Genomic DNA, 19,442 nt, shown 5'->3' with positions numbered 1-19,442 from the left:
TGGTGTCACCCGCCAGATGGTATTAGAAAGGTCGTCAGCAACTATGAGCGCTCCTTCTGAATCCACTGTCACGCCTACTGGTCGACCAAAGGTTTTGCCATTTTCACCCTGAAATCCAGTGACAAAGTTAATTGGGTCTCCGGATGGTTTGCCATTGCTAAATGGGACGAACACTACGTCGTAACCTGCTGGGTCTGAACGATTCCAGCTGCCATGCTCACCGATGAATGCGCCTTCACTGAACTTATCGCCCATAGTTGACGTTGAGAATGCTATACCTAAAGGCGCTTTGTGTGACCCAAGGCTATAGTCTGGAGTGACTGCGGCGGCTACCATATCGGGTTTTTGCGGTTTGACCCGTGGGTCGACATTTTGCCCCCAGTAACTGTAAGGCCAACCATAAAACTTACCTTCTTGAACTGAAGTCAAATAATCAGGTACCAATCGTGGACCGAGCTCATCACGTTCATTGATCACTGCCCACAACTGGTCAGTATCAGGCTGAATGGCTAACGCCGTTGGATTACGTAGACCAGTTGCATAGGGTCGGTGAGCACCGCTTTTGGCATCTATCTCCCAGATTCTAGCGCGATCCGCCTCCACATCCAGTCCGTTTTCAGTAATGTTACTGTTGGAGCCAATACCCACGTATAAGAATTGCCCATCCGGACTAGCCGTCATCGCCTTAGTCCAGTGATGATTGACCATACTAGGCAGATCGGTGAGTTTACGTGGCGGTCCGCTAGCGGTAGTCTGGCCGGGCGTATAGTCGAACTGCACTACTGCATCCTGATTGGCGACGTACAGTTGGTCTTCGATTAGCGCAAGGCCATAAGGTGCGTTGAGATTCTCAGCAAATACAGTACGTGTCTCATAAGTGCCATCGCCATTACTGTCACGCAAAAGAGTCAGACGGTTACCCCCTTTGACAGATGTAGTGCCTTTGGCCTTGAAATAAGTAGCAATAATATCCTTAGGACGCAATTTAGGTGCTCCACCGCCCTTGCCCTCAGCAATCAATATGTCGCCATTGGGTAATACCAGCGTCTGCCGTGGAATTTTAAGGTCAGTGGCAATGGCTGTGATTTCATAGCCTGATGGCACTATGGGTCGGTGATCACCCCAACCTGCTGGCTCAGCGATTTTCAAAGTGGGTAATAAGCCGCGCTGAGCTTCGGGCAAGGTCGGGTTGGCACCTAACTGTTCTGCATCGTCTATATTGTTTTCGCCACAAGCACTTAATAGAGCAACGGCTAAAACAGATACTGATAAAATATTAAGTGGTTTCATCTTGCATCTCCAATACGACAGCTTGTGAGTCCAATCCATGTTGCAATACAGGCCAAAATAACAGTGGCAACAGATAGAATAAGACCGGCTGGCATACTGGCCCAGACGTCTTTTGCATGAACGAACGAATTGATTAGACCCAGTACAAAGGCGGCCAGTAGCAATAAAAAATACGCTACTGGTGTACCCATGCGCTTCTCAGCGCGGACGACAGATAAAATCGAGCCTAGCAATGCTAGACCATTGAACACTAGTGCACCTACAAGCATCCAGGAAGCGAAATTCTTCCATTGCAGCTCGTAGCTAGACCAATAGGCGTAATCGTTAAGTAAGACTCCGATAAACAGAGGTACTATTCCGGCCAAAAAAAACGCATGTAGCGGGTGCAGCGCGGTGCCGGAGTGTCGAACAGCAGCACTAGTCATGGCGGTTTCCTTATTAATAGTAAACAAGTATTCGATCGACCGTACTGATTGTATTGGATCGAATTATGTGTGATGGAATTTAAATTCTACGAAATAAAAGCACGGCTTGAAACATACCAAAGCCAAGATAGTTCTTCAATCTTTTTTTGGTTATTTAATGAACATAAGCTGGTTATTACTTCTTAAATGAGTATTGCCATAGTATTTTCTAAATCATAGAATTTGAAGTCTAATAATCAACGTACTTCATTAATAATATCCAAATAATAACTTCAAAATAAACAGTTGTATGTATCAACATAAGTATGCTCTACTATTACCGTCGGATTTCGTAATTAAAATGTTTTAAGTTAACATCTAATAAATTGACAGTAAGAGGTAAACTGTAATAACATCAGTTATTATCTTTACCATCAAACAATAATAACGTTCAGGAGTAATTCCATGCAGTGGACTAAACCAGCATTTCAAGACATCCGTATCGGTTTCGAAGTTACTATGTATTTCGAAGCTCGTTAGTATTTAACAGACTTATGTCTAACAAAAACCCTAGCTAATTAGGGTTTTTGTTTTTTGAAAGTATTTATTTTTCCACATTAATTTTTTAGACACTACTGCTAAAGTTGTTCTTTCGCTCTAGAGTTGGAATTGTCATAGTATCCGGCTCGAAACCATGTAATATGAGACCTACGATCAATTTTTAATAGCTAGATTAGAAGATCTTATAAATTAGGTTTTATTTGTTCTATAGTTTAATATTAGTCAACAAATATTCGAACTTAAATCGATGTAGTTAGCACGATAACTAAGAAGTTCAGCCATCACCAACGAAGGGTGTTTTTTAAGTCTGAGAGCGGCTCTGGACTTATTATGACATATGGACTTAATAATACTGACGGTCCAACGCTTAAAAAGCCTAATGGTATAGAACCTTATTTTGAAGGTAATCTGATTTATATTCCTGTTGTATGACAGCTCTTTTATTTAGAAATAAGTCCTTTTGGTGCCAATACTCATACCTATCAACCTAATTCTCCTAAAGGATATATTCTCTCTAAGCAATAAAGATGTACTATTCACATGTAATAATAAGGTACGCCTTAGCGGAACCAGCTATTTTAGCCCTTGAACTTATCAATAGACCACTTAAAACAGACTGATATAATGGAACTACTTATAACAAACTGCTGAACTAACCTACCTATTGCGTTACACATCATAGAACTATGTGATCTTTATCACAAAGCTAACTTATAGCTTTTACTAAAAATCATAAAAAACCACGGCGAATATTTATAAGCAATTGATTTAATTTAAATTAATACATATAACATATAAAAACACCGGACTCATTTGATCTAATATGTAAAGTATATGGATACTTTACATATTGTAGAATCTAAGACTTGAGAAGCTTAGGAACTCCACGATGAGTCATGTATGGAGTCTAAACCTTTTCACTAATGGTTCAGTTCGTTATATATTTGGCTCAACATAGCTTGAATAAAAGAAAACAGGATATCGACAATCTAGACAACGAGCGCTTTCATGTAGTTTTAACTATGTTGTCTGCTGTAGCATTTCTAGCTATTCAATGATCAAAGCTATTTAAACGCAATCTTCATTAAAAATAGCCTCTATTAAAAATGACCTTCATTGAAAAACGGTTTTATTGTATTAAGAAAACAATATTCTCAATACAATAAAACCGTCAGTGTTTCTAGTTATTGAGTGTACAATTTATCAATACTTAAGATCTTAAGAAAAGCTACCGCTCTTAACTTAAGTTTGATTTAAGCATAGGTAGGTTATACTTTGTGAGAGCTGCAATCTATTGAGCACTTTCTACAGGGTCTTGATTGAAACTCGTATTTTCTTCGTCTACCATCGTGGTGTCACTAGTTACTGCGCCATCAGTCATTTCGTCGGTTGTAGTACTATCCGTCATTGTATCGTTAGTGGCTGTACCAGCTGGCTCCATAGGACTGTCTGTCTCTGCCATATCCGTAGTTGTTTCACTCATAGCAGTGTCCGTACCTACTTCAGTATCCATCGGCTCTGTTCCAACAGCGGTAGCTTCAGTCGTATCCATCGTGTTATCCGGCGTCTCTTCCACTTCATTACTGCAAGCACTAAGTCCCACAACGCTAACCAGTAACGCAATCCATAGTTTACTTTGAAGTGAATGGCTAGAGGTTGTTGTCTTCATTTTAGTATCCTTAATAAAGTTAGAATAAATAGTAGCATTACGATGAGCCATTGATAATGGCGTTAAACATTGCAACTTAATTATTACTTTAAATGAATTCTAATATTAATACATATAACGACTAAGATGTTTTTGTTAAATTTTAATAGCTTTTGATAAACTTTTAATAATAATGTCAGTAATGTAAACCGTTCTATAATTAATTTTTCATAGATGAACGATGTTTTTATGTTTAAAAAATAAATCAGGCCATTTATTTTTTAATAATCTTACTGTCTATTTTTATAAATTCTATAACCTCAGTCTAATTACTCAGCTTTACCAGACAGTTTGAATTGATGTCAGCAATCGTTTTAGCGCCTGTCAAGGTCATCGCAACGCGCATCTCTTTATCTATCAGATCTAGCAAATTGCTTACCCCTGCACCGCCGTCCGCTGCTAAAGCATATATAAAAGCGCGTCCTAGCATGCAGACATCGGCACCTAAAGCCAACATGCGCACAATATCTAAGCCACTGCGTATGCCAGAGTCTGCCAAAATTTTAATCTCTCCTTTCACCGCATCAGCAATAGAAGGCAATGCGCGCGCACTTGATAAAACGCCGTCTAACTGTCGCCCACCGTGATTAGAAACAACGATACCATCTGCCCCAAAACGCACCGCGTCTTTGGCATCTTCTGGATCCAAAATACCTTTAATGACCATCGGCCCATCCCAGTATTCACGTATCCAATCCAAATCTTTCCAAGAAATAGAAGGATCAAAATTATTACCCAGCCAGCCTATATAGTCTTCTAGCCCTGTAGGCTTACCTAAATAAGTAGAAATATTGCCCAAATCATGCGGACGGCCATTCAGTCCTACGTCCCATGCCCATTGGGGATGCGTCACAGACTGCAAGTAACGGCGCATCGCTGCATTTTTACCACTCATACCCGAGTGCGCATCGCGGTAGCGTGCCCCTGGTACGGGCATATCTACGGTAAAGACCAGTGTTGAACACCCCGCAGCTTTGGCACGCTCTAGGGCATTTTGCATAAAGCCTCGGTCTTGCAATACATAAAGCTGAAACCACATCGGACGGTTGATTTTAGGCGTCACTTCCTCAATCGGACACACCGACACCGTCGACATGGTAAACGGAATGCCTTTTTGGTCAGCTGCCATCGCGGCTTGCACTTCACCGCGGCGCGCGTACATGCCTGTTAGACCCACGGGTGATAACGCTACCGGCATAGACAACGTTTCATCAAATAACTTCGTCTCTAAGCTCAGTTGTGACATGTCATTTAATACACGTTGCCTCAGAGCAATTTGTGATAAGTCTTCCACATTACGTTTTAAGGTGTATTCATCATAAGCACCGCCATCTATATAATGAAATAGAAATGGTGGTAGTCGGCGCTTGGCTGCGGCCCTATAGTCGTTTGCAGATGAGATAATCATACGCTTTCCCTTTTTTATATCTATTAGATAACTGTTAGATGTTTATGCCATATTTTTGTGTGTCATATCTTTGACTGTCTAATGGTCTATAGCCTAGCATTAGCATAGCTCAGTACTCGCATAATTACACACAGCATGAACAGTTACGTTTGGTTTTTGACATTTTTCCAATCCCTGGATTAAACGTATTCGTTGGGTCTAAGCTCTTATAAAAGTTCTGTAAGTCAGGTTCTGCTTCGTATAGGTGTCCGACATTGTGCTCAGCAGGATACTTTGCTCCGCGCTCATTCAATAGTGCTAGCATCATCTTTTTGACATGCTGGGCATCACTACCCTTTTTCAATATATAGTCTTGATGAAACACATAGCAGAAAAAGTGTCCGTAATAGAGCTTCATCTCTAAATGCTGTTCTATTGCTTCAGGTAGTACTTCAAGCCAGTCTAACTCATTACGTGGTATCGCAATATCGAGCGCTAATATTTCACCCACTTCTTTTTCATGAATGACTTCATACCTTATTGCAGCCCCTGCTGCGGCGAAACGATTCAAAAAGGCACTTTTTGACTCTTCTTGATTACATTCAAAGTATGCACCTGTTTTTGAAGCATCAAAAAACGATTTCAAAAAATCTTGTGCCTCTTCTATACCATCATCACTCATTTTCACTATGAGATGATGCTCGTATTTATCACGGTAATCTAGCATTCTAGTAGGCAAATGCTTTGGAAACATGTTGCCAATAAACTGCATAACTTTATCGGTAAAATGCTTGGGCATCCATGACCACTTATTGAGCCTTGCATCAATGGCCCCTTTGATAGAGAACAGTCGCGGCAATGCATCTGTGCCTAGATGCTTGATGCTTAAAAAGGTGTCTTTACCATATTTAGCGGACACATTAAATATGTCACGGTGCATATACTCCCCGACTTCAGGAGTGTTTTTGAAGCTGGATAATATCTGTCGTCGCAGCTGTGCAAGCTCACTTACACTGTTACTGCCTATATAAAAGGTTTTTTCTCTTGTCGCGACAGGTTAAGTATCAAGGCGTACGGCAAATACCGCCAGCTTGCCAGCGCAGCCACTGGCTTCATACAGTCTACGCTTGTCCGCATTAAAGCGACTAGGTGTATTTGCATCAACATCTTTTACTCTTGCGATGTACTCTTTATCCGATGCCAGCTTACCACTGTCAGGCAATGCTCTTTTATCAAAATCACCATTCTGCAAGTTAGTTAGTATTGCTTCTGGCGTATCACCCAGCTCTATATCTAGATGATTGACCAGTACCAGCTGACCGTGCTCATTAATTTGGGCAAACAAGGCAAGTTCAGTATAAGCAGGGCCTCTTTTAACCAAAGCCCCACCTGAGTTATTAGAGACGCCCCCGATAATAGACGCGCCTAGAGTCGATGAACCAATGATCGAATGAGGCGCTCGATTGACCGCGCTCAGCTGACTTTGCAATTGGTGCAGCGTCGCTCCTGGCAAACTAATCACCTGCTCGTTATCATTCACTAAGTACAGCTGGTCTATAGCAAGGGTGTTAATAACAATTACAGGTCTAACGTAGTCATTGCCGCTTGGTGTTGACCCTTCCGTCAACCCTGTTTTTGCCGCTTGCATGATAACAATGCAATTACCTTCAACGCACACCTCTAGGCTACGCCAAATATCTAGCAGTGTTTGGGGAAACAAAACCGCTAACGCGCTCCCGCCACCAGAGCGTCAGCCCATTCTATAGTGCTCGTTTTTCTCTGGGTCTGCCTGTATGTTACTGGCTCCTAACAAGGCGGTTAGTTTGTCTAACACCTGCTCAGAACTTAGGATATCTTGAGAAACTCGATTTGATGAGAAAAGGTTTGATGAGGCCATATGACGCTCCTTATCTTGTAATGGTGTATCACTCATGATGCTAAAGGCCCTTGAAACCCGAAAATATAAATGGCGGCCATGACGATGATTCCGCAGAACAGCACATAATATAGAGTGGGCAAAATAGTACGCCTCAACGTAGCGCCTTCCATACCAAGTAAACCTACGGTTGCTGATGCAGCCACTACATTATGTATGGCAATCATATTACCAGCTGCTGTACCCACTGCTTGAGCTGCAATGATTAAAGAAGGTGAGACCCGTAAGCTCATGGCGGCTTCGTACTGGAATTGACTGAACATCATGTTAGATACGGTATTAGAGCCCGCGATAAAAGCACCTAAGGCGCCAATGGTTGCACTGATTAAGGGAAAGGTATTGCCAAAAGTACCTGCAAATAGCTCTGCACTTGCAACTGGCATACTCGCCACATCTGATAAGTTTACGCCTGAATTGATAAAAATTCTAACCATTGGAATTGTAAAGATTAGTACAAAACCTGCTCCCAGTACGGTCTTACTTGATTCTTTAAAAGCATCGTTTAGTGCGTTGACGGGTTTTTTGGTTTGGATAGCTGCGGCAACCAAGGCGCTGATTAGCAACAAGCCGCCTGGTAAGTAAAGAGGACTAAAACTGGCGCTGATATCAGCCTCACTCAAAATCGAGGTTAGGTCTACCGTCATACTGTTAAGTAAAGACTGAAAGCCTGCAAACACTCTTGAAAACACCAATAATAAGGCTACTAGTAAATAAGGGAACCACGCCATAACAGTCGACATGTTTTTGTCACTCAAGGTTGGCGTAATATCTTCTTTACTGACTACCAATTTACCAAGCCATTCACTTGGCCAACTTTTTTGTGGTACAAAATCCCATGTGGTTTTTGGTACCAAAAACCCTCTTTTAGCAGCATTGACAACGATAGTAATACTAACCAAACCACCGACCAGTGATGGAAACTCTGGTCCTAAAAAAACACCAGTTAGAGTGTAAGGGACCGTGAATGCCAAGCCTGCAAAAATAGCAAATGGCCAAATAGCGAATCCTTCTCGCCAGCTTTTGTTTTTTCCAAAAAAGCGCGTGAGCATCATTACCATGAAAAGTGGCATAAACGTACCAATAGCGCCATGAATCATGGCAACTTGGCTAGTAATCAGTTGTAAGAAGCTGTCCCAGTCCAAGCCTTGCTGTACAAGTTGCGCGCTAATAGCGGTTGTATCTAGCCCTTTGTTTACCCCTATAACAATAGGCGTACCAACTGCACCAAACGATACATGCGCCAGTATGTTTTAATGTATTCAATAAAAAGATTGCCCCAAAGACTATCCACAATACCGAAACCGTGATGATCAAGCCCTGAATGATGGATTGCGGTCACAGCTAAAATGATTGGCATTGTTTTTTTTGGCTGACCATTGCAGCCCTATCAAAAAAACACCACAGAGAATAATGGGCAGTAATGCCAGTAGGCCATATATTGTTTGACTCAAAATCATATCCTTTTTTGTCGCTTAATCTTCCTTGAATCAAGTCATCAAAACCTTTGTTAAGACTTTGTCTTGACGGCTTAATAATGACTAAGTTGTATTAAGCATTTACGCATATAGACTGCTAACTTAGCTAAACTGTCTCTTATACAGAGCCAAACATCGCTGCAGCTGATCCATAATCTAATGCTCAAAACATCCTAAAACAGTCTACGCCTTGTCAATGGATTGATATATTGCATCAAAGGACAATGTTATTTTCTTTTTTTGCTATAATCCAAGCCGCATTACACCAATTGGAGCACAAATATGATCAAGGCTGACGATATGGTTTTATTTGTCCAAGTTGTGGATGAAGGGTCGTTTTCTAAGGTCGCTGAAAAGCTGTCACTAACAAACTCAGTCGTGAGCAAGCGCATTGCCAGATTAGAAGAAAGCTTAAACGCTCAGCTGCTGTATAGAACGACCAGAAAGTTGAGCTTAACGGATGCAGGCAAGACCCTTTATGACAAGGCTAAAATTGCTCAATCTGCCTTTCAAGAAGCCGAAAATGCGGTAACAGGTTATGGTAAGGATATGAAAGGCAACATACGTATAACCATGCCAGCGGTCTCTGCAAATCTGATATTGAGCGAATCTGTTGCTGAATTCTGTAAGCAACACCCTGAAGTATCAGTGGATTTATACATTACCAATCGATTGGTAGACTTGATAGAAGAAGGGTTTGATTTAGCGGTGAGAACGGCCGATCTTGAAGACTCTTCACTCATTGCCAAGCGTCTGATAGATAGCCATTGGGTGATATGTGCGACTCCAGATTATTTAGAACGATATGGTCTACCTCAAACCCCTGAAGAATTGGGAAATCATGAGTGCTTAATTTATAAGTTTGATACTGCTTCTAATGCTACTTCTAACAACGTGTGGCCATTACATATAGATGGCACAAAGCAGTTAATGCCTGTATCTGGTCGATTTCATAGCAACCATCTTAGTGCGATCAAACAAGCCACACTTAACGATTTAGGTATCGCTTTTTTACCACAAGCGCTGGTATATGAAGAGATACAGCAAAATACCCTCACGCAAATTTTGCAAAGCTTCACACGAAAAAAACTGGGCATGTATGCGGTTTATCCAAAGGCGCGGCAACCAGATCAGAAGCTAAAATTGCTCGTTGCACATTTGCGAGAATCATTACATAAAAAACAGGCTTACTACTGTTAAGTAATAAGCCTGTTTTTTAAAATTAATTAAATCAGAAAGATAACATGAAGCTAAAAGCGGTGAAGTAGTGGTGCGAAAAAGCAGTTCTCTATAGACGTAGTTTGTCTTTATTATAGTAAATTCTTGCTCACTTCTTTATAGTGGCATACATCATTCAGTTAACAGTTTGGCTAAGGTCAATATACCTAATACTAGGGGACTGTCTTTACGGTAAACAATGGATAGTTGAACGTGTTTTAGTCCGTCAATGAGTGGTGTCATGACCAGTGATTTTTCATATCGACTACCGATCACCATATTTTTACCTATGATAGTGTAGCCCAAACCTGCTGCGATACACCCCAAGACACCATCAGCGCTACTCATTAGCATCAGATCATCACTACCTCTACCCGCTTTTTGTTGCCACATAATTGCCTGTGTTCTGTAGCCGCATCCTTCATCACGTACCAATAAAACAGGATCATGCTCACTGTCCAATGGTGTCACCATCATCAGCTCTTCTTTGACAACAGGAATCACCACTAGATCTTTATGTTTAGGTGCATTGCCGATGGCCGCGCAGTCTACCTTATTATTCAAAACAGCCAGTACTAACCTATCGCTAGTATCTGTATAAATTTTAGCTCGAATATCAGAGTGATTTAATTTAAGTTGTTTGAGTGCCAGAGGCATATGAACGGCAGCAAATGTTTCAGGCATACCGATTATTAACTCATAACTGTCTTTGTTACGTGAAAGAGCCGATACTGCCTGATACTCTAGCTGTAAGATTTGGTCAGCATAGTCACATAGCTGTCGTCCACTCGGAGTCAATTGCAGCTTTCGTCCAATAATATTGAACAATTTTGTGTCTAACTCTCTTTCCAGTTTTTTAATGCGGTTAGTGACATTCGACTGAACGGTGTGCAGTTTTTCAGCAGCGCCTTTAATACCCTTTTCATCAACCACCGCTTTAAACGTTTTCAGCGCTAAAATCTCCATGTGAAAATCCTTATCCACTTATTACACAGTTCTTATAATGAGAAGCTTTTGTTTTATATAATTCAATTTTTAAGATTAACAGAGTCACGTATTCTTTGTGAATAACTTTCCTATATTAAGTCATAAAAATGTCTATAGAACTCACGAAAGTCCGTGTATACATTGCTGGAATTTGCAGTTTAATAGTGACCGTAGGCGTTGCTCGGTTTTCCTATAGTCTCTTATTACCAGTTATGCAAGAAGGAGCGGGGTTAACAGAGTTGGGTGGCGGGTGGTTGGCTAGCACCAACTTTATGGGATATATGTTTGGTGTTTTACTTGCTGCGAGTATGCATAATCTAAATTATCAATATAACTTACATCGTGTTTATCTTGTTTTGAGTGTGGTTACTTCTGCCGCTATGGTTATGACCACAGATATAACCACTTGGGCGATATTAAGGTTTCTCGCTGGAATTTGTGCTTCAGGTGGGTTTATCATTGCTTCGGGATTGGTATTAAAGTGGCTGGTAAAAAATAACCACCGTGCAGAATTGGGTATTCATTTTGCAGGTGCGGGTTTGAGCATTGTCATTACCTCGTTATTGTTCGAGGCAATGCAAGCCATATCAGCAGATTGGCAGCAGCAGTGGTTGGCCTTGTCTGTTTTAGCAATAGTATTTGCAGTGCCTGCGTGGTTATGGATGCCACACCCGTCCACTGAAAGTAAAAATCAAGAAGTGATTGAAGACAATCCACCAAGCAAGCTGTTTAAGTCACTCATGATGCTCGCCTATTTTTGTGCAGGTTATGGCTACGCAGTAAGCTCTACTTTCATTGTCGATATTGTAGAGAGTACAAAGGGCTTGCAAGGACAAGGAGGTATTGTTTTTCTATTAATTGGTTTAGCGGCTACACCTGCTGCACTCATATGGGATCGTATTGCTCGAAGACTTGGTTATCTTAGAACGCTAATTGCCGCTTATCTTTTACAAATAATAGGCATCATACTTCCTGCCATTAATGACAGCTTACCTATGGTCATAATCAGTGCATTGTTATTTGGCGGTACCTTCATTGCTTGTGTCAGTTTGGTATTGACGATGGCGGGTAAATTTTTCCCAAGCGATCCTGCTAAGTTTATGGGTACCATGACATTATCTTATGGTGCGGCTCAAATCATTGCGCCAGTCTTTACGGGGTATATTGTCGAAAATTATGGCAGCTATGACCTAGGCTTATATCTATCAGCAGCCGTCGTCATAATTGGTACGGTTTTCTTATATGGCTTATTAAATTTAAAGCATCCTTAATCATTTATTGAACAGCGAATAATTAATTTTTACTCACTAAACAATATATTAGGTAGAAATAACATGAGACCTCAATTAGGTTCTGTTGGACACTAGGATAAATTGATAAGCCTTAAAAATAAAATATTATCTATTTTGATCAATTGCTGCTGATTTTAGCCAAGTCGCCGCTTTACCTAAAGCGCGCTCTTTATGCCAAATAAGGACTAAAGCTACAGGCCAGTCGCGATCATCATAGCCCAATGTTGGTGCAACTATAAGACCACTGTCTAAGGCGCTAGCAACCACATGCTCAGGTACAAAAGCCCAACCTAGGTTGCGCTGTACTAGCTCCACGATGACCCATTGACTCTCAACCCACCACACATCCGATGCTATCCGTAATCGTGCTTGATCTTCACTATGGTTACGAGTAGCTACCAGTAGTTGTCGATAGCGCTTTAGCTCATCCCATCCTATTTTTGGGCTATTCAACTCATGCTCTGGGGCGCAAACCACCTTAAGCATCTCCCAACCCAAAATATGAAAATTTAGCGTAGAAGGCAGCATGTCTTGATGCCATATAATGCCCAAATCAGCACGTTTCTCTATGACCAGCTGACTCACGTCTTCCATTAAAGGAAACAGTAGCTCTAACTCCACACTAGGGAATCGACATGAAAACTCATCTAACAAAGCACCCAAGCGTTCTAAAGGGTATAGCTCATCAACCGCTAGCACCAACCTACTCTCTACGCCCTCGCCCAAACTTTTGGCAACCCCGCGAAAGTGTTCACAGCGCCCGAGTATCACTCGTGCTTCTACCAATAGACGCTCTCCAGCTGGCGTCAAAATTGGATATCGACCGTCACGCACAAATAATAAGTTATCCAAATCGATCTCTAAATTAGAAACAGCCGTGCTGATGACAGACTGCGCCTTACCCAGTTGCCGCGCCGCCGCTGAGAAAGAGCCTGTTTCTACGGTCGCCACAAAGGCTTTTAGTTGCTCTAGTGAAAAGCTCATCTATCTGTATATCCTATAGGTCCTAACTTGGTTATCCGATTTTAACAGATACAATAGCCCGATAAATCACGAATTTAATTGGAAATTTCGATGCGTACTACTAAAGATCGTATTCGCCATACATTAGGTTTTGAGGTCATCGGCCTAATGATATTTGTGCCTTTGGCAAGCTTGATATCTGGCTTTGACGGTCAATTGGTAGGTAGCATGGCTGTTGTTGGCTCAATCATTGCGATGCTATGGAACTATTTTTACAACTGGATGTTTGATCAGGTCTTGTTGAAACTGCGTGGAAAGGTAGATAAGACTGTTTTATTGAGGATATTGCATGCGTTTTTATTTGAAGCTGGTTTGCTGTCACTGTACCTACCTATGATTGCGTGGTATTTACAAATCAGCCTGTGGAGTGCGTTTGTGATGGGCGTGTCTATGGCTACTTTCTATTTAGTTTATGCCTTTTTCTACAATTGGATTTATGACAAGGTGTTTCCTGTTTTAAAAGTAGATTTTTCATCCCACTATAAAAGCAAGGCATAACAATATGATTCGAGTCTTTAGTCACATACCAGTTGAAAAAAAATCAAAATACTCACTAATACTCACTAATGCTCACTGTGGTCTGACTTTTTAAGAATACGCCCACAGGAATTAAACAGCACCATTACTGGAGTCAATCACGACACTATTTTAATGAATTGTGATGAAGGAGAACTTACCTAGCTATTAACAACTGAAGGCTGTCTTCTTCTTGTGCGAAGCAGCTAGGTAATACCGAGTATTCATAGAATCGTACCTCTGTTGCTGTACACTCTCTAGCCTATACTCCCCCAGCCCCTCTATTAGACGCTTCACTATTTTCAACCAATATAGCCGCTGCTGTTTTTTTGAGTATCGCCCACTGTTCGTCATCGACATAGATACCTTCTTTCCATGCGCGCTGATGGGTTTCAAAGAGCTCGTCTGTTGATATTTTACGATCGAAATGCTGGATATCATGTTCGATATCGAAGTTTTGAATTGCAATCTCAATAACCATATCATTGGTATTATAATTTGACTGTGCCTTATCAAAAAAGTAAAGGTCAGGATAGACAAACCCTTGATTCAATGTAAATAGCGTATGCTTAGGCACAGAGCCGTTATCCCATTTGGCCAAACAAGCATAGCCTTTGGCCGCCAACCCTACCAGCTCGCTATAAGCCAACCAGCGATTATGACAGTTCTGCAAATGAATACGAAAGTGTGCTGAATCACCCATTTTTTCAAGAGCGTAATCAATGATCGTCGGCAAATGACACGCCAAGCTACTACCGTGCAAATCTAAACGCATCGCCTTAGCATCTTGATGAACGATATCAATTGGTGTATCGCTCTCGGTTAAAATATACGGACTGGCATTGTTAAAGTGTCTGACACCATCCAAGCCTGCCATCTGTAATTCAGCAACCATCGTAGCGATTACATCAGCCTCCCCAACTTCTCGATGCATCCCAGTAAAGGCTTTATACACCATTGCTACAATTTCATTATGCGATACGATCATGAGTCAAACCTCCCTGCTCTGTCGATAAATCAGGTAATAGAGGAAACAACCATTCATCACTATGCACTTCTTCAAATAAAGGCGCACCTTGGAACAAAGTGATTCGTACCCAGCGGTCTGATCTCGGATCAAACTTGGTCGCACCAAACATCGACAACTTACACCTTAGCAGATGTATAGGTAACGCGTCTTTGTGTAAGACATTCATCTGAATATCACCCAACTGTTTATGCCCCATTGTCCAAACACGGCGCGCAATTGAGCGATACTTTGGTTGGTTTAGAATAAACTCAGATATCAGTTGTTGAGCGTTGACTTGTTTAAGCGCGAAGTACAGTTTGTTTGCTTGCCTTGCGATGTCTAGTGCAAGCTCACGATCTGCGCCTACCTCTTGCCCACGTACCCCTAAGCGCGGCTCTTCTTTATTCACCGAACGATACCAAAACCAATGACTATTATCAGGCTGACTAAAATCAATATTGATCGCCCACTGATAGTGTCGCTCCAGTACATCAATCAAATCCTGAATCACCTTGCCCTTAGGTAGCGTCAAGGTTTCATCGGCATTTACCTTCTCTTGAAACGCATCAACACGCTCAGGATAAAGCTCCATCAAGCAAGAAATGATGACCTCTTGGCTCTCAAGACTCAACTCATGGTGCGCTTGCAAGAACTCTGCCCATGTCACATAGCTATTGATAGTAGTCATCAGATTGTTTCGTAATACTATTAATTCTGTGACGACCGTTTCATTGAGTTTTATTTGCTGCTCATTGATGGTAACAATCTCGCCAAAATGTTGAATAGCACGTTTGATTAAACTGGCAAAATGCGCCGTTTCTTTAGGTTCAATCTGACAGGTTAATGTCGCTTGCAGTGCTTCCTCACGGGTGGTCAGCCATTGATCAACCACGCAAGGATGATTAATCAAATATGGCGCCATACCTAAACCAGTGGCATTACCAACCCCCAAATAACGCTTAATCTCTGGATGCAGTGCAACCGCTTTACTACCGCCCTTTTTCTGCGCCAAATAATCGACCCAGTCTAGGCTGAACTCACGCAATAAATACACGGCACACATCTGCGCGCGAAACGATTGATCAAAGTCTGCGCTATGATCTAACGGTTTAAAATCATAAATGCCGAACTTACCGTTGCCATAGACCGCCGTGGTACGCAAGATATAACCCACTTGCGCTAACACATCTAAATCTGGTTGCTGACCAGCAGCGAGTGAGCTCACAATATGGTCAAAGACTCGTACGCTCTTGTTTGCGCGTGCCAGCACCATCAGCATATTAGAGTTGCGACCTGCTTCTTGCAACGGCACATTGGCTTGTAAATTATCTAGTAACTCTCCACTTATCTCGCCAAACACAAGACCAAATGTCACATCCCATTTTTGGGCAATGACTCTATCGTTACGCTCTTCATCAGCCAGCTCGTTGCAGAACACCACCAAATGATATAAATACTCTGGCGTATGTAGACGATAGATAACTTTGCCATAGCCACTCTCATCTAAATCCCACAAGTGAGTACTGAGCGTCCATTTTTCTTTATCAATCTTGCGTAGTAATGTACGCACAAAGCTAATACGGGTTTGATGCATCGCACCCAATCTTTGGGCATCCATAATCACATCACGAGTACGAAGACCTGTACCCAGTGAAAGCGGGGTGATATCGATACTTTTATTATTCGCATTATTTGTATAAACCATATTCATAATTTCACTACCTTACCTAATATATCGAGCCAGCAGCTTCGTTAGTACTCTTAATGTTAATCTCTATCGGTAAATAAGAAATCAGCAGTATAGATAGTAGCCAATTTAGTATTTACCGTTTAATAACCTAGAACATCACACAGTTTTTTATGTCATGCTTTTTTTATAAGCTTTTTTCTGCAGAGATTTTGTTTTCTGTAGATGCTTTAACGAGCTTTTCTTCGCTGATTTTATGCCTTACCTCTACTTTATTAGGACGATACAAGTCCTGTTCTCGTGCCATTTTCTGAGCAATCTGTGGCCCATTCCATAACGAAGGTAACAATACAAAAGAGACTGGCACTGCGGTGATAACGATGAAGGACTGCAATGCTGTCACGCCACCTGAGCCAAGCGAGATTAAAACAATCGCCGTCACACCCATCATGATGCCCCAAAAGGTACGAATCATGGCGTTTGGTTCACGCTCGCCACTGATGACCACGCTGATGGTATAAGTCATCGAATCGCCCGTGGTAACGATAAACACTGTGGTCAAAATTAAGAACAATATCGAGGTAATCAAAGGAAATGGTAGTTGCTGCGTGACGGCTAATAGCGCACCTGGCAAGTTAAAACCCTCAAAGGCACTACTGACACTACCTGGATTGGCAATCTCAAAAGCCAGACCAGAGCCACCAACGACGGTGAACCAAAAGCAAGTCACGAGCGGCGCAATAATACAGACGGTGGTAATCAATTGGCGAATAGTACGGCCACGTGAAATACGAGCGATAAAGATGGCCATCATCGGACCGTAGCCCAAGAACCAACCCCAAAAGAATACCGTCCACCAGCTCAGCCATCCTTCATCACCGCGAAAAGTCGCCATTGGAACGAAGTTGTCAATCATCGTACCCACACCTTGGATATAACCATTGACAATAAAATTGGTCGGTCCGAAGAGTAAGATAAAGACCATCAATGCAAACGCCAACATAACATTAAAGCGGCTAAGTAGCTGCATACCGCGCGTCAGTCCACTGATCGCAGACAACGTATAGAGCGCGATAGCAAAGACAATGATAATGAGTTGGGTAGTGAAAGTATCAGGGATACCAAACAGGGTGTTCAGCGCATAACTGGTCTGCAAGCCTAAAAAACCAATAGGGCCGATAGTACCAGCGGCAACGGCAACGATACAGCAAGCATCGATGATTGCACCTGTTTGACCCGTCAGTACACGCTCACCAAATACTGGATACAGCAACGTACGTGGCTTCAACGGCAAGCCCTTGTCATAATGCAGATGCATAATCACAATTGCAGTCAAACTACCAACGATGGCCCACGCCAAAAACCCCCAATGCATAAATGATTGAGATAAGGCGTTAAAAGCGCGTTGTTGTAGATCGGCTGACTCACCGTATAAAGGCGGTGCTGACACGAAATGCGCAATGGGCTCGGCGGCAGCCCAAAAAACCCCACCCCCAGCCAATAGTGTGCAGAAAAGAATGGCCATCCATTTAAAACTTTCTATCTCAGGTACGGGTAAATTGCCTAAAATCACACGTCCTGTACGACCAGCACCGACGGCCAAAGCAATGATAAAGGTAGCTAATAACAATATCTGCCAAAAAGGCCCAAATATTTTGACGGACCACGAGAAGCCTACTTCGACTATTTTTGCCAAGCGCGCTTCTGCAAAAATAGCCATCAAGACAAAAGCTACAATGAAACCACCACTGTACCAAAACGCGGGGTTTTTAAGGCCTAACGTGTCGGTAGAAATAGCGGGGGCTTCGGACTCACTTATTCCTTGATTAATAGGAGCTGAGCGTCCTTGCTCACCTTGATTAAATCCCTTTAAATCGGCCATGATGTGGCTCCATATACTATGCTAACGTTGCGTTTTAGAGCAACCATTGACTGAAATGACTCTTTATAAATAGCTAGTTAAGCTAAAGGCTTTATGCCCTGCTCTAAGAAGTTAAACCAGTTTTTACCGATGACTTTTCCAGCATCACTTTCGTTAAAACCATGCTTTAGCAGCCCGTTATATATATTTTCCATACCATTTTTGCCAGCGAACCATGGCAAGGTATCTGGCCAACCTGAATTATTGGCGTTGCCTTCACCATAATCCATCGCTTTTGACCAGCGTCCATTACGCATCCACTCAAGTACAGCTTGTGGTTGATTAAGACACAGGTCACTACCAATCGCTAAATGCTCCACGCCATATTTATCAGCGCAATTGGCAATCATGGTGCAGAAGTCATTAAGCGTACAGTCACTACCATTTGGTAAATGAAACGGGTATAAACTAAACCCTAATAACCCGCCTGCTTGAGTCAAGGCACTGATGACCGTGTCTGATTTATTACGCAGCGCATCATGAGCTGTCGTTGGATTGGCATGGCTGATACATATCGGACGCGATGATAGTTCTATCGCTTCTAATGTTGAACGTTCAGCGCTGTGTGACATATCGATAATCATACCGACACGATTCATCTCAGCGATGGCCTGCTGACCGAAACGAGTAATACCGCTATCGTTTTGCTCGTAACATCCCGTCGCCAGTAAGCTCTGGTTGTTGTAAGTCAGCTGCATAATCAATAGACCCAGACGACGCATCACGCTAATCAAACCAATTTCATCGTCGATTGATGAGCAGTTTTGTGCACCAAAGAAGATGCCGACTTTGCCCTGCTCTTTTGCCATCTTGATATCAGCAACTGAGTATACTGGCAAGATAAGATCTGAGTTTTGCTCAAAGCGTGTGTGCCACTCACTAAAGCGGGTCATAGTCTGACGAGCGTCTTCATGGTAGACCAAGGTGGCGTGTACCGCATTGATACCACTGGCTTGTAGCATCTTAAAGTAGTCACGATCCCAACGGCTATACTGTAATCCGTCAATGACGACATGGTCTTGGTACAT

15 protein-coding genes and 1 pseudogene are annotated in these 19,442 nt (G+C 42.1%); 4 read left to right on the top strand and 12 right to left on the bottom strand.

The genetic code is table 11. From position 1 onward, the window contains the following. Both ACT3QR_RS06110 and ACT3QR_RS06105 read right to left on the bottom strand, forming a co-directional pair. A partial coding sequence (locus ACT3QR_RS06110) for a PQQ-dependent sugar dehydrogenase (RefSeq protein ID WP_444520496.1) occupies positions 1-1,290 on the bottom strand: 1,290 nt, incomplete at its 3' end. Continuing rightward, positions 1,287-1,715 carry a DUF2231 domain-containing protein gene (locus ACT3QR_RS06105; protein ID WP_444520495.1) on the bottom strand — a complete coding sequence of 143 codons (429 nt, stop codon included), beginning with the start codon at positions 1,713-1,715 and terminating at the stop codon, positions 1,287-1,289. The genes ACT3QR_RS06105 and ACT3QR_RS06110, both read right to left, overlap by 4 nt. Before the next feature lie 444 nt (positions 1,716-2,159). Between ACT3QR_RS06105 and pqqA the strand changes: the two genes are divergently transcribed. Continuing rightward, positions 2,160-2,234 carry a pyrroloquinoline quinone precursor peptide PqqA gene (pqqA, locus tag ACT3QR_RS06100; protein WP_082894360.1) on the top strand — a complete coding sequence of 25 codons (75 nt, stop codon included), beginning with the start codon at positions 2,160-2,162 and terminating at the stop codon, positions 2,232-2,234. Positions 2,235-3,546: 1,312 nt separating this feature from the next. Here the strand turns inward: pqqA and ACT3QR_RS06095 are convergent. The 4 genes and pseudogenes from ACT3QR_RS06095 to ACT3QR_RS06080 form a co-directional block, all read right to left on the bottom strand. Beyond that, positions 3,547-3,924 (bottom strand): hypothetical protein, encoded by a 378-nt coding sequence (locus tag ACT3QR_RS06095; RefSeq protein WP_444520494.1) that lies wholly within the window; start codon positions 3,922-3,924, stop codon positions 3,547-3,549. Positions 3,925-4,228: 304 nt separating this feature from the next. After that, positions 4,229-5,371 carry an FMN-dependent L-lactate dehydrogenase LldD gene (gene lldD / locus ACT3QR_RS06090; RefSeq protein ID WP_444520493.1) on the bottom strand — a complete coding sequence of 381 codons (1,143 nt, stop codon included), beginning with the start codon at positions 5,369-5,371 and terminating at the stop codon, positions 4,229-4,231. A gap of 124 nt (positions 5,372-5,495) precedes the next feature. After that, positions 5,496-7,247: pseudogene (gene dld / locus ACT3QR_RS06085) on the bottom strand (D-lactate dehydrogenase). Positions 7,248-7,279: 32 nt separating this feature from the next. Then, positions 7,280-8,530, bottom strand: coding sequence for an L-lactate permease (locus ACT3QR_RS06080; protein ID WP_444520501.1), 1,251 nt, complete (start codon positions 8,528-8,530; stop codon positions 7,280-7,282). Positions 8,531-9,043: 513 nt separating this feature from the next. Here ACT3QR_RS06080 and ACT3QR_RS06075 point away from each other — a divergent pair. Then, positions 9,044-9,961, top strand: coding sequence for a LysR family transcriptional regulator (locus tag ACT3QR_RS06075; protein WP_444520492.1), 918 nt, complete (start codon positions 9,044-9,046; stop codon positions 9,959-9,961). A 150-nt stretch (positions 9,962-10,111) separates the two neighbouring features. Here the strand turns inward: ACT3QR_RS06075 and ACT3QR_RS06070 are convergent, their stop codons facing one another. After that, positions 10,112-10,945 carry a LysR family transcriptional regulator gene (locus ACT3QR_RS06070; RefSeq protein ID WP_444520491.1) on the bottom strand — a complete coding sequence of 278 codons (834 nt, stop codon included), beginning with the start codon at positions 10,943-10,945 and terminating at the stop codon, positions 10,112-10,114. 128 nt (positions 10,946-11,073) lie between these two features. Between ACT3QR_RS06070 and ACT3QR_RS06065 the strand changes: the two genes are divergently transcribed. After that, positions 11,074-12,237: a YbfB/YjiJ family MFS transporter gene (locus ACT3QR_RS06065; protein ID WP_444520490.1), complete on the top strand. Its 1,164-nt coding sequence runs from the start codon at positions 11,074-11,076 to the stop codon at positions 12,235-12,237. A gap of 126 nt (positions 12,238-12,363) precedes the next feature. Here ACT3QR_RS06065 and ACT3QR_RS06060 read toward each other — a convergent pair whose 3' ends face one another. After that, complete coding sequence (locus tag ACT3QR_RS06060; protein WP_444520489.1) at positions 12,364-13,242, bottom strand: LysR family transcriptional regulator; 879 nt, start codon at positions 13,240-13,242, stop codon at positions 12,364-12,366. A 90-nt stretch (positions 13,243-13,332) separates the two neighbouring features. On the opposite strand from ACT3QR_RS06060, the gene ACT3QR_RS06055 reads away from it, so the two are divergent. Continuing rightward, positions 13,333-13,779, top strand: coding sequence for a PACE efflux transporter (locus ACT3QR_RS06055; RefSeq protein WP_444520488.1), 447 nt, complete (start codon positions 13,333-13,335; stop codon positions 13,777-13,779). 280 nt (positions 13,780-14,059) lie between these two features. Here ACT3QR_RS06055 and ACT3QR_RS06050 read toward each other — a convergent pair whose 3' ends face one another. The 4 genes from ACT3QR_RS06050 to ACT3QR_RS06035 form a co-directional block, all read right to left on the bottom strand. Next, positions 14,060-14,785 carry a DUF3726 domain-containing protein gene (locus ACT3QR_RS06050; RefSeq protein WP_444520487.1) on the bottom strand — a complete coding sequence of 242 codons (726 nt, stop codon included), beginning with the start codon at positions 14,783-14,785 and terminating at the stop codon, positions 14,060-14,062. After that, a complete protein-coding gene (locus ACT3QR_RS06045; RefSeq protein ID WP_444520486.1) occupies positions 14,769-16,517 on the bottom strand; it encodes a hypothetical protein in 1,749 nt (582 codons plus the stop codon). The genes ACT3QR_RS06050 and ACT3QR_RS06045 overlap by 17 nt, the downstream gene beginning before the upstream one ends. 163 nt (positions 16,518-16,680) lie before the next feature. Beyond that, complete coding sequence (locus ACT3QR_RS06040; protein ID WP_444520485.1) at positions 16,681-18,375, bottom strand: BCCT family transporter; 1,695 nt, start codon at positions 18,373-18,375, stop codon at positions 16,681-16,683. 77 nt (positions 18,376-18,452) lie between these two features. Beyond that, positions 18,453-19,442, bottom strand: a complete 990-nt coding sequence (locus tag ACT3QR_RS06035) for a membrane dipeptidase (protein WP_444520484.1) — start codon at positions 19,440-19,442, stop codon at positions 18,453-18,455.

Source organism: Psychrobacter sp. AOP7-B1-25, from assembly GCF_052376195.1.
Classification (GTDB): domain Bacteria; phylum Pseudomonadota; class Gammaproteobacteria; order Pseudomonadales; family Moraxellaceae; genus Psychrobacter.
This window is presented reverse-complemented; position numbering and strand designations above follow the sequence as displayed.